10 protein-coding genes are annotated in these 11,029 nt (G+C 48.8%); 1 reads left to right on the top strand and 9 read right to left on the bottom strand.

Annotation, left to right across the window (positions count from 1 at the left end; genetic code table 11):
* Positions 1-36: 36 nt before the first annotated feature.
* From AT746_RS03505 to AT746_RS03495, 3 genes are all read right to left on the bottom strand, one after another.
* Positions 37-2,514, bottom strand: a complete 2,478-nt coding sequence (locus AT746_RS03505) for a serine/threonine-protein kinase (RefSeq protein WP_197414319.1) — start codon at positions 2,512-2,514, stop codon at positions 37-39.
* Positions 2,515-2,654: 140 nt separating this feature from the next.
* Positions 2,655-2,891 carry a hypothetical protein gene (locus AT746_RS03500; RefSeq protein ID WP_156413615.1) on the bottom strand — a complete coding sequence of 79 codons (237 nt, stop codon included), beginning with the start codon at positions 2,889-2,891 and terminating at the stop codon, positions 2,655-2,657.
* Positions 2,892-3,166: 275 nt separating this feature from the next.
* The gene (locus AT746_RS03495; RefSeq protein WP_062476497.1) at positions 3,167-3,895 is read right to left on the bottom strand and encodes a metallophosphoesterase; all 729 of its coding nucleotides are present in this window, start codon (positions 3,893-3,895) and stop codon (positions 3,167-3,169) included.
* 125 nt (positions 3,896-4,020) lie between these two features.
* Here AT746_RS03495 and AT746_RS03490 point away from each other — a divergent pair, with 125 nt between their 5' ends.
* Positions 4,021-4,584 carry an ECF-type sigma factor gene (locus AT746_RS03490; protein ID WP_062476494.1) on the top strand — a complete coding sequence of 188 codons (564 nt, stop codon included), beginning with the start codon at positions 4,021-4,023 and terminating at the stop codon, positions 4,582-4,584.
* Between the two features lie 15 nt (positions 4,585-4,599).
* Here AT746_RS03490 and AT746_RS03485 read toward each other — a convergent pair whose 3' ends face one another.
* The 6 genes from AT746_RS03485 to AT746_RS03460 all read right to left on the bottom strand — a co-directional run bounded on the left by AT746_RS03485 (position 4,600) and on the right by AT746_RS03460 (position 10,988).
* Positions 4,600-5,064: a hypothetical protein gene (locus AT746_RS03485; protein WP_062476491.1), complete on the bottom strand. Its 465-nt coding sequence runs from the start codon at positions 5,062-5,064 to the stop codon at positions 4,600-4,602.
* A gap of 97 nt (positions 5,065-5,161) precedes the next feature.
* A complete protein-coding gene (locus tag AT746_RS03480; RefSeq protein ID WP_082633139.1) occupies positions 5,162-5,761 on the bottom strand; it encodes a GNAT family N-acetyltransferase in 600 nt (199 codons plus the stop codon).
* A gap of 151 nt (positions 5,762-5,912) precedes the next feature.
* Positions 5,913-6,980, bottom strand: a complete 1,068-nt coding sequence (locus tag AT746_RS03475; RefSeq protein WP_062483918.1) for a class I SAM-dependent methyltransferase — start codon at positions 6,978-6,980, stop codon at positions 5,913-5,915.
* Positions 6,981-7,317: 337 nt separating this feature from the next.
* Positions 7,318-9,534 (bottom strand): serine/threonine-protein kinase, encoded by a 2,217-nt coding sequence (locus tag AT746_RS03470; protein WP_156413613.1) that lies wholly within the window; start codon positions 9,532-9,534, stop codon positions 7,318-7,320.
* Between the two features lie 108 nt (positions 9,535-9,642).
* Positions 9,643-10,119: a hypothetical protein gene (locus AT746_RS03465; protein WP_062476485.1), complete on the bottom strand. Its 477-nt coding sequence runs from the start codon at positions 10,117-10,119 to the stop codon at positions 9,643-9,645.
* Positions 10,116-10,988, bottom strand: a complete 873-nt coding sequence (locus tag AT746_RS03460) for an alpha/beta fold hydrolase (RefSeq protein WP_062476482.1) — start codon at positions 10,986-10,988, stop codon at positions 10,116-10,118. The genes AT746_RS03465 and AT746_RS03460 overlap by 4 nt, the downstream gene beginning before the upstream one ends.
* Positions 10,989-11,029: the final 41 nt, after the last annotated feature.

Here is an 11,029-nt window from a genome sequence, read left to right as displayed (position 1 = left end):
TTAATGCGGGGGCTGTTGGCCTATATACAATATCCGTTACAACCTATTTATATTCTGGGCCTTTTCTTCGATCCTCTTCAACAGCTCTCTGATCTCTTCGGCGTATGGATGATGTTCCCCTGGTACCACTGCCAGAGCACTGTAACTCTCTTGCAGGTATACCGATGCCTGCTGTGAGTCTCCCGCCAGCCAGTGGGCCTTGCCCAAATGTCTTTTAATATTGGAAATCAAAGGGTGCCCCTCCTCATAAACATTGCGCCGTAAAGAGAGCGCCCGGGTAAATCGCGAAATGGCCATCTGGCTATCTCCTTCAGCCAAAGCCAACAGCCCCAGATTGACATAGAGCCCGGCATAGCGGGGATGCTCTTGCGGCAAAGTCCGGGCGTAGCCCTGAGCCACTTCAGCCAGCATTATCCTGGCCTCATCCAGGTGCCCCAAACCTATCTTAGCGCCCGCAGAGCGGGAGAGATCTCCAAGTGTAAAGCGGTGCTCACTGCCTAAAAGTTTGCGATTCAATATATAGGCCTGATTAAATCTTTTATAGGCATTGGCAAAGTCTTTCAGTTCGTAGTAGATATACCCGCTCAGCCCCAACAATTTAGCTTTCACTGTTGTATCCGGGTATAAGTTTTGCTGGATCTGCAACAACATTTCATTGACCAGATTACGGGCTGTGTGAAACTTACCCTGTTGCGCAAGTAGGTACCCGTAATCCACAACCAGTTCAGCTGTTTCCAGGTTGCCTGCACCATAATGTTGTAAAAAGAACTCATAGACCTGCCGATAATAAGGTTCAGCTTCAGAAAAGCGGGCATTGTAATGGTAAGCAAAAGCCAGTTGGTAGAACAGCTGGTGCTGCAGTTCCTGATCTGGCTGAACCTTGTTATCAAATATCTGTTTTGCCTTTTCAACCATGACTACTGCATTCTCATATTGGCCCTGGGCTATTTTGATCAACGAATGAGCCAAATATGAACTGACCAGTTGCGATGCAGCTTCATCGCCCGGCAAAGGGTGCAGAGCAGCGATGGAATCCAGAATATATTTATCCGCCCGGGTAAAATCACCCACAAAACTATAGCCATTTGCCAGATTCCGCAGAATCTTGGCCTTCATCAAAGGGTCCTCATGTTTCAGATTCTGTTGTTGACGCAACGCTGTCTCAAGTTGCTGGATGCCCGTTTCCTTAAGACCAATAGAAACATAAATATTCCCTAATATGGACAACAACTCGGCCTGGGTACTTTGATTGCGATTGCCCTGATGTGCCAGGAATGCTTCGGCTTTAGCCAGTAATTCTTCCGTTGCCTCCGGATGTTTGGCGATTGTACCGACGCCAATCGTCTCGATTAAATCAATCAGAAAACGTGAAAGCTCGTTGGCCCGGCTGCGCTCAAGGATCAATTGCTGGTTGTACGTTTTTAGCGCATTGATATACCACAGAGTAGTGGCCGCAACACCGCTCATGACCATAAAAACGGCTAAAATGGCACTTTTATTCCGTGCCAACCACTTTTTGGTTCGATAGCCCAGGCCTGAAGAGGGAAAGGCTCTGACAGGATGCTGGCTTAGAAACGCCTCAATATCCGCAATCAGGGACTCTACTGACAGATAGCGAGCCGTTGGCTCGCTACATAAACATCTGTCGATGATCCAGATGAGCTCTGAATTCAGATATCGAATAATCCGCCGGGGTGATTCTTTAGTACGTATTGCACAGCGTCTCCACTGACTCATGCCTAAATCACAGAGCAGCAGACTGCGCACCGAATCCACTGTGCCATCACGCAGCCTCTGCAAATCTATATTTTTGCTGTCAATTGCCAGCACGGCCTCAAGCAACAAAATTCCAAGTTGCCATATATCCACCGATACTCCGCTTTTCTCACCACGCAACTGTTCAGGGCTGGCATATCGGGGCGTATATCCCACAAAAGGCTGATAGGTTGCATCACCGCTTTCACGGCTGAGTAAACTGGCGATACCAAAATCCAGCAACTTAACCTGCCCCTCTGCGGTTACCAGAATATTGGAAGGTTTCAAATCCTGATGCACACACAGATTACGATGGGCATAAGCCACGGCATCGAGCACCTGTTGGAACAAGAGCAAACGCTCCTTGACCCCCATCTTTTTGCGATTGAGATAGTGGTGCAACGGCTGACCATCCACGTACTCCATCACCATGTAAGGAGCGCCACCGGCACTGACGCCAGCATTAATGATTTGAGCAATATGAGGGTGACTGAGCCTGGCCAGTATCGACCATTCGTTACGAAAGGCTTCTGCGTGAAATAAGGTTAGCTGCGGATGTAAAATCTTAAGAATAGCCGTTTGTTCATAGAGTCCGTCGATACGGCTTGCCAGAAACACTCTCGACAGCCTGGTTTCGGATATCAGTTCCTCTGCGCGATATGCACCATAAATATCACCGACCTGAGTGAGTTCACTCTCCGAAACGTCATGCTCCCCGAGCAGGGACACGCCGCCCCCTGTTACCAAATCACTATTCATGACCAGCTGCATCGTTGATTTCTGTTTATCTTAGACTTATCGGCAGGAACTCACCAGAACGCCCAAACACAAGTCCGGGCTTTTCAAAAGGCTATCTAACTGGTAACGCGCGTAAACCTTGGGTAGTAAAAAGGCACCACCTACTTTTTACCGCCCTGAGGTGGAGCGACCTGGTCCTTAGTGAACTTATTACGCATTTGTGCCTGACTGAACGCTTCCTGGCTGTTTCTGGCCACTTCATCACGCTGACGTTTAGTAGAGCAAACCCTTGTTCCAAAGCGTGTACCCGTGACCTGAATACGTTCACACTTGTAGCCAATGGCGGGGTCTGCATATCTGGCAATGCAATCCTGCCGATCAGGTTTATTTTCTTCCATGAAACACTCCTTTAACGCGTTGTTGCGATCTGTATCAGACAATTTATCCAGACTGGCATACTTGGACTTCATATCAGTCGCGCAACCTGTTGCAAGTAATGTCGTCAGAATAACTGTAGTTATCACACCTGATAGTTTCATAGACTTATTTCCTTTTGAGCTGAATTCATTAATGGCGCTGTCTGGGTTTAAAAACAGATAACAGGCGCCTCTTTATATCAACGCAATCTGTTTAAACTCTGTGCCAATGTGTGGAATACAGCTCGGGGATGTGTCTACTCTGACCAGAACGCATTAATGGAATGTGGGTGTTCCCTGACTTCACCGATGTGATCAATACTGTAAAGATTAATCTCTTTCCCGAATACCAGCACAGATAGGCGGGGCTGTGATAACTCCGTTTTTCTGTTCATCGCTGCAGCACCTGTGTCGAGAAAAAACATATTGTCTGACAGTTCGGCCTGTTCCAGCATAGTGTGTCCGGCAACAACAAGATCGATCCCCTGAACAGCGCCTTTGACATGCCCCCGAACTCGGGTACGTGACCATAGCATCTGATTCAGATGCACTTTTTTTATCTCAACGCCGGGTTTGTGCAGATCATGCCAGTTCAGATCTTCTGGAAAATCGGCATGAACCAGACCGATACGCTTATTCTGCCAGTGAAACTCTAGGGTATATGCCATATGATCTTTAATCAGCGCTTCTACCCGCTGCTGCTTATCCTCTGACAAAGCGTCAAACCACCAGCCACCATTGGCAGACCAGAACTCGTGCATCAGACCGCTGCTATCTTTAATGCTGTCCAGAGCCATCTGTTCATGGTTGCCTAAACATGAGTAAACACCCTGCTCATGCAGTAATTCCAGGCAAGCCAGAGAGTCAGCCCCGCGGTCAATCAGATCTCCGACGAACAATAATTGATCTTCAGTGTTCTGATAGTTTAGATATTGTAAAAGATGCATTAAGCTTGAGTATTGGCCGTGCACATCACCAAACACCATGAAACGCCCGTCAGAGTTGTCCTTATTTACCAAAAGGTGAGGTAGCAAATTGAAGCTCCCGACTTTAATCTTATTAACCTATACGCAATTTAGCCTCAAAGCGTGACGAATATGGAGCAAATTGGATGAAATCTATTGCTGAAGAAGAGCTGACCCTGGCGTTAAATGCGTATCAGGAAAAATCTCAGCTCGAACAAAACCAGTTGATGAGCAAAATTTATCATCAGTTGCGCAAAGCGGCGTGCGTCAGGCTCAAACAATCCAGCAGTAACGACCTGAGTCCCACTGTATTAGTTCATGAATCATTTTTAAAGTTGTTCACTAATGAACAAACCTGGCATAACCGGGATCACTTTTTTGCAGTTGCCTCAACGGCCATGCGCCAGATTATGGTGGATATAGCCAGAGGCCAGAGTGCGGCCAAGCGAGGTGGTAATGCACAGGAAGTGACCTACACCGAGGAGCTCTGCGCCGATACCAGCCAGGAGAAACAGGTCATTCTGGTCAACGAGGTTCTGTCTGAACTGGATGAAGCGAACCCGCAACTGGTAAAAATCATCGAATTGAAATACTACGTCGGCCTGACCAATGAAGAGGTATCTGAGGCGCTGAATGTTTCGCGACGTACCGTACAACGCCGGTGGAATGAGGCCAAAGAGCTGATTCAGTCTAAGTTGAGTACTAACTGAAAATACATAACTGGGTTACACAGCTGAGCCGAGAGAAGAAGGACTGACCCAGCCAAAGGGTTGTTTGTCTGGCAGCAAAAAATGCTCCCGCGCCAGGGGTGAAAACAATCTGGAATCTGAATAATGGCGCCGGATTAGCCGGTTATCTGTTAACTCAGGATGCTGGCGGATAAAAGACGCAAAGCTGTCAGTAGACGGGCTGTCAGACATTCGCTGACGAACCGTCATTAACCAGGCGCAGGTTATAGTTTCGTGATACTTATGTGGATCCACCTTATTCAGACGCAGCAACCTGTTGATCACATCTCTGCAGTAATCCAGTGCCATCACCACATCCCTTGATATCAGACACACATAGGCAAGTCGCAGGTGGGCCTCGTGGTCAAACTCAGACAAAGGATATTGTCCACTCTCCATCAGCACCTGAAAATGTTGATCATTCAGAGAAGCTCGATTGGATATTTGATGTTTGACAGTCATTTTTCCTCCCGGTTTGTTACTGCAAATACTTATATAACGCAGAACAGTATAATTAAGTGACATTTACCGGATACAGATTCAGAACAGTCACCATCGCTCAACAAGGCTTAGTCATCAGCAACACATCCTGATCGTAATAGGGTGGACAGGGATGCAGTAAAACCGGTGTCGAAGCGGTTACCTCGAAACCCATTTTTTTGTACAAGGCTACCGCTCCCTGGTTTTCAGAAAACACCTCCACACTAAGCTTATGACAGCCTTTTTGTACCGCTATTTTCTGTGCTGTCTTTAACAACTGCTTACCAATCCCGAGGTGTCGACGCGGCGCATACACCGCCAGGGCATTGATGTAATAACTCTCACCTGCCTGATACTCCAGTTCAACAAATGGCCTTACGACCTCTGGCAAGGTGTGCAGTTCTTTCAGATCCTGTTCTGTGGGATTAGAAATCGGGTAATCCAGAATCATACCCACCACTTCATTATTAAGTGTGGCGACTCTGGCATTGCGGTAGGAAAATCCCCCACTTTCCCGTTGCGCACGCATACAGCCATATTCCAGTGCCATCTGCCCTTTCTCACAAGACTGCTGCCACAAATACGAGGGTATGCCTTCCCCGGCAATGTCTATCAACTGCGCAAGATCGAGCGCATCGGTGCGTTTAGCGGGACGAATATTGATTTCGGGAATCCTCATAGTGCTCTCCGGTAAAAGTCATATGGAGGTTTACGCAGAATGCTCTGATTTTGTGACGGGATTGCCCGGTTTGTTTTGGCTTTTAATCTCAAGGGCTTTAACACAAAGACAGACAGTCCGGTAACGGGCTGTCTGGTTCATCTCAGGTCTGTCAGACCTTTGCTTCTAACACCATATTGATGTCCGTTTCCGCCACCCTTTTTACACTGGTAAAGCCTGCGCTTTTTAATACTTCGGTTAATTTTTTCTCCCCGGCCTGGGCGCCCAACGCCAAACCAACTTCCTGCGCCTTAGAGGCGGGAGTACAGATCAGTGTAGAAGCCGAGTAGCACACCTGACCGAGCAGATGCAGATTGTCAGTTAATTTATCTCCTGCCAGAGGCTCTACCAGCATCAGGCTGCCATCAGCTTTAAGCTTCGAGCGCAGATGTCGGGCAATACCAACAGGGTCACCCATATCATGCAAAGCATCAAACAGACAGATCAGATCAAAATCCCCCTCTTCAATCTGCGCCGCCCCGGCGGCCACAAACTGCCAGTTAGGATGGCTTAACCTCTCGTCTGCATTTTTGGAGGCTGAGGCAATAGACTCAGAATGAAAATCATAGCCAATAAAATGGCTGTTTCTGAAGGCATCCGCCATCAGTATAGTGGACGAGCCATGCCCACAACCCACATCCGCCACCCGGGCGCCGTTTTGCAACTTATCAATCATGCCATCCAGAGCGGGCAACCAGTCTGTAATCAGGTTTACCTCATAGCCCGGGCGGAAGAAACGATCAGTCCCACAGAAACAACAGCTGTGATGCTCTCCCCAGGGCCGTCCCTCGCCTGACACAAATGTGTGCAAGGCCTTCTCATGGGTAGCATGTTGGGAGACCACTAGCTGGAACAACCCCTGCATACAGGCCGGATGGCCTTCCTGAGCCAGCACAATACTTTTCTCCGGAAGCATAAAAAAGGTATTGCTGGTTTCATCATACTCAATATACCCGGCGGCAGTCTGCGCACTTAACCACTCCAAAAGGTAACGGGCATCGACATTTGCCTTGCTGGCTAGTTCTTCACAGGTAACAGGTCCGCACTCGGTCAGGGTTTTGTAAATACCCGATTGATCTCCCAGATAAGACAAAAGTACCGCATAAGCGCCGCCGATATCCGTCATCACCTTGCCGACAAACTCATTCACCTTGTCGATATTAACTATTTCTTCGTTCATGGTTTTCCTAAATTCCGCTGGCTGAATGTAGTCAATCAGCCAGTAATATGTTTTTAACACTGTGACCCGCACCCTGGCAGTTCCGCCAGATACCGACTCTGTGCCGACTGTACTCAAGACTGCTTCCTGAGTCTTACCTGGGCTGACCGGCTCTGACATTCGCAGACCGTCAATACAAAAGACCTGACAGAGTCACAGAAATCGATGTGTCAGGAATCACGATTCCTTCTCACCTTTAATCAAACGGGAAAAACTGAAATGATGTGCCACGAGGGGGCGCGGCTATTGGGTTACAGACTGTGACCGCACCGGTCCGGTCTTATATCAGTGAGACAGGTTAATAAATCGTTTCATCGGTCACATCGCTGTAGCAGTCAAAACCCGGCAGCGGTTTATCCGGGAAAGCAAGATTGTTGATACGGGCTGCTTGTTCATAAGCGACCTGAGCCCGGTCACATTGTTGTTGAAGTCGGTACCATTCACTGAGATTGGAATAGGGGGAGACCAGCTTTGCATAGTCAGGGCCGTAGTGACGCTGATAAATATCGATGGCTTGTTTAACCTGCCCAATGGCAGCGTCAATATCACCTTTGTTCTTTAACACCACCGCATAGGTATTAAGCAGGCTGGCGATATTGGAAAAGCGTTCGGGGAAAAATTCGCGCATCTTATCCAGACTATCTCTGACCAGCTCTTCGGCTCGCTCTGTATTGCCGGTGATGTTATACAAAATGGCCATATTGCTCTGGATAACCAGAGTTCCGAAGGCTCTTTGCTGGCCCATTTTTCTTGACAGAGCCAGGCTCTGCTCGAAAGCTTCAGTGGCCTGTTCGTAAAGACGCAGGTTTATCAGGATCCCACCGAGCAGATTGTTAATATCCCTTCCGGCCTGATCATCGCCGCGGTGTTCGACCAATAACCGTCTTGCCCTTCGGGCACTGGCCAGCGCCTGCTCGTAATCCCCTTCCTTACGGCTTACTTCCGCATCCAGTTTATATAACTGGTAATCAAGCGGAAACGACAAGGACAACGAACCCAGCTTAATTTTGTCAAGAATTTTCCGGGTCTGCTGATAGTTTCCGGCATCATATATCGCTTCTGCATATTCCAGCGCAACGCGCGCATCCGCTATCCTGTCATCATCGTTGAGCCAGGCCAGGATCCCGGTATGGGTCTCCAGGGTTTGCCTGGCTTGCTCATATTGCTGCAGTCGCCCCTGGGCATTTGCAACAATCACTGCCAGCCTGGCCCGCACATCCTCTTGCATATCTTTGGCTTCATTCAGGCGCTCACCAGCATAGTCTACCAGGTCGGCCATACTGGGAAGGGCCGCATCATCCAGGCTCACATCCATCATCAACAGCATATCAGTCAGAAAACTTGCGACATCTTCAGCTTTTCTGGCCTGAAGAGCTGTCTGTTGCTGGGCCTGCTGTAACCGGGAAAGATGATTGATCAACCCACCTGCCAGCAGCAACAGGAACAGCACAGATACACCCACTACCTGTCGATGACGCCAAATATACTTGCGTAAACGGTAGGTCCACAGATGATGTGACAAAGAGATCGGTCTTCCTTCCAGCCAGTTATGCAAATCCTGGCTGAAGGCATCGGTTGTCAGGTATCGGCGCTCTTGCTGTTTCTCAATAGCCTTAAGAGTGATTTTGTCCAGGTCCGCGTCAAGTGTCTTACTCAGGTCGCCGATTGACGATTGTCGACGGCGCGCAATACGCCGCTTGCCCAATCCGGACGCCAATCGCCTGAAACGCAGTGAAGGCGGCGGCGGGTCACTTTTTAGTATAGCCTGATACAGTTCGGCGATATTCCCCTCACCCACATCGAAGGCCGGTGCGCCAGCTAGCAGCTTATAGAGTACATGTCCCAGTTGATAAATATCTGTGGCTGCCGACACCCGCTGGTTACACAATTGTTCAGGGGCCGCGTACTGAGGTGTAAAAATCAGCGTATTGTCGGCGCGTTCATCATTGACGTCATCAATGAGTTTGCCGATACCAAAATCCAGCAACTTGATATAGCCGTCTTCTGTCACCAGGATATTAGACGGTTTCAGGTCACGGTGAATGATCAGTCTGGAATGCGCAAATTTCAGTATGTCCAGCACCTTAACAATCATCTGAACCCGCTGAGAGACCGACAGTCGCTTACTGTCACAATATCGGCGAATATCGGTGCCTTCGATATACTCCATGACGATATAGGAACAGCCACTATCAGCCCTGCCTGCATCGATAAAAGCCGCAATGCCAGGATGAGACAAGCTGGCCAGTAATTGCTTTTCCCGCTCGAACAGTTGCTGCTGCAAAGCACTAAATGTAGAAGGTGGTAACAGCTTTACCACGACCTGTTGCCGAACATTGTCTTCAGTTTTCAGGGCCAGAAACACCCAGGACTGATGGGAAACGGCCAGCACCTTATCTAAGCTGAAACCGGCAATTCTGTTTCCAAGCATAGCCTGTGCGGCCGCCAGCCCTCCAAGCTGTGGAGTCGGACTGATATTGCCACCACCGGTCAACAGGAGGTCGTCTGATTGCACTGTTTTGTACTCCCTATCGCTTTTCTATCCGGAACAAAGGTGGTTGATATTTCCCCATACAAAGCCTCTGCAGGCTCACTGCCAAATCACTTCGTCAATCAACGCGGTTCAGAATATCAACTCGATATTGCCACCGACTGGCAACCGCTGCCAACGCTGAGTCAACACATATATTTCAGCGCATATGGCAACAAACAGTGACTCGCTCATGTCTGTCGGAAGCGGTATCTTCCTGGCCTGACACGCCTGTTCGACCAGGTAACTGAAGTCTGTGTAACTGTAGTTTCCACTCCACATGAGTGCCTGCAACGCCTCAACCAATGACTCAGTTTGCCAGGATTGCAACGTATCACCGACAGATCGTGAGGCCTGGTTGTGCTCAAGACTGAAGTTAATATTAGCGCCCGCTTTTACCTGCGCATAAAAGGCTCCGTCCATCTTGAAATGTTTTTCTACCACATAATGGATCAGGTCGTGGGGCAATATTCCATGCTCTGGCAACACACTGCTGGTTTGACTGCCATCATCGCGAATACAGGTAAGAAGGCCACATTTTTTATCCCCCTTACCAAACACCAGCTTCATAGATCAGAATCATTACTCAGGAAATTATCAAAATCCCTACACCAGCTTCGCCACAGGGTGCTCTCAAATGATGATCTGAAAGCCGAAAAATGGCCAATCCGGGATACACCGAGTTCTTCAGGAGTCATAATATGACCTTGCAAACAATCCTCGGGAAACCATTGCCAAAGCGCTCTGGCCGCCGCTGGGGGGGCAAAATCGTCATCGCTGAATGCATAAGCGACAATATTCCTATCTCTGTTGAGCAACCGCTCTGACACCTCAGCATGATGCCCTTTGAGATATTCGGGGTCCCGCCCCCATCTGGCCCACTCTCTGGCCACACCAGCCGGCAACCGGCCATCAAATAAAGGAGTACTTAGCGTATAGGTGCCAAGCTGACTGAAAAACGGCAGATAGCAGTGCCAGAAAAACCACAGCTTTACCCGTCCCATCCCCCGCCAGTGGCGCCAATAACCTGACTGACTAGCCACCATCACAACCCCTTGTGCATCATCCAGCTCCTCTGCGAGACATACAGCCTGCCCGCCAAAAGAATGACCAAATATCAGCACCGGGTTTTCATCCAGCTTCTGCAGATAACGAAAAGCCGTTACTGCGTCCTGTTTCGCCCAGGCATTCAGACTGAGCTTATGTGGAGGGAGTTCCTTGCGGAAAGACTGACCGATACCACGATAATCAATTGTCAGAACCTGAAAACCGCCTTCTGCTAAATAGTGCGCAAAAGGACGATAGAGTGACTGACTGATACCAACACCGGGCAGAATAAGTATCGATCCTTTACAGGATCCCTCATTTTGCACAAAGAGGTTAGCCCTCAACTCTACACCGTCTTCACATATTAAATGGACCGAATTGATCTGTACCATTTATTCCTCCTCAAAGACGACAGATGGTGACGGATGCGCTC

The sequence above is a fragment of the Lacimicrobium alkaliphilum genome, assembly GCF_001466725.1.
GTDB lineage: Bacteria > Pseudomonadota > Gammaproteobacteria > Enterobacterales > Alteromonadaceae > Lacimicrobium > Lacimicrobium alkaliphilum_B.
This window is presented reverse-complemented; position numbering and strand designations above follow the sequence as displayed.

Bases quoted from the DNA above. Each gene is read 5' to 3' on its own strand.
- AT746_RS03460 (WP_062476482.1), bottom strand. From the start codon at position 10,988: ATGGTACAGATCAATTCGGTCCATTTAATATGTGAAGACGGTGTAGAG.
- AT746_RS03465 (WP_062476485.1), bottom strand. From the start codon at position 10,119: ATGAAGCTGGTGTTTGGTAAGGGGGATAAAAAATGTGGCCTTCTTACC.
- AT746_RS03485 (WP_062476491.1), bottom strand. From the start codon at position 5,064: ATGACTGTCAAACATCAAATATCCAATCGAGCTTCTCTGAATGATCAA.
- AT746_RS03480 (WP_082633139.1), bottom strand. From the start codon at position 5,761: ATGAGGATTCCCGAAATCAATATTCGTCCCGCTAAACGCACCGATGCG.
- AT746_RS03475 (WP_062483918.1), bottom strand. From the start codon at position 6,980: ATGAACGAAGAAATAGTTAATATCGACAAGGTGAATGAGTTTGTCGGC.
- AT746_RS03500 (WP_156413615.1), bottom strand. From the start codon at position 2,891: ATGGAAGAAAATAAACCTGATCGGCAGGATTGCATTGCCAGATATGCA.
- AT746_RS03495 (WP_062476497.1), bottom strand. From the start codon at position 3,895: ATGGTGTTTGGTGATGTGCACGGCCAATACTCAAGCTTAATGCATCTT.
- AT746_RS03490 (WP_062476494.1), top strand. From the start codon at position 4,021: ATGAAATCTATTGCTGAAGAAGAGCTGACCCTGGCGTTAAATGCGTAT.
- AT746_RS03505 (WP_197414319.1), bottom strand. From the start codon at position 2,514: ATGAATAGTGATTTGGTAACAGGGGGCGGCGTGTCCCTGCTCGGGGAG.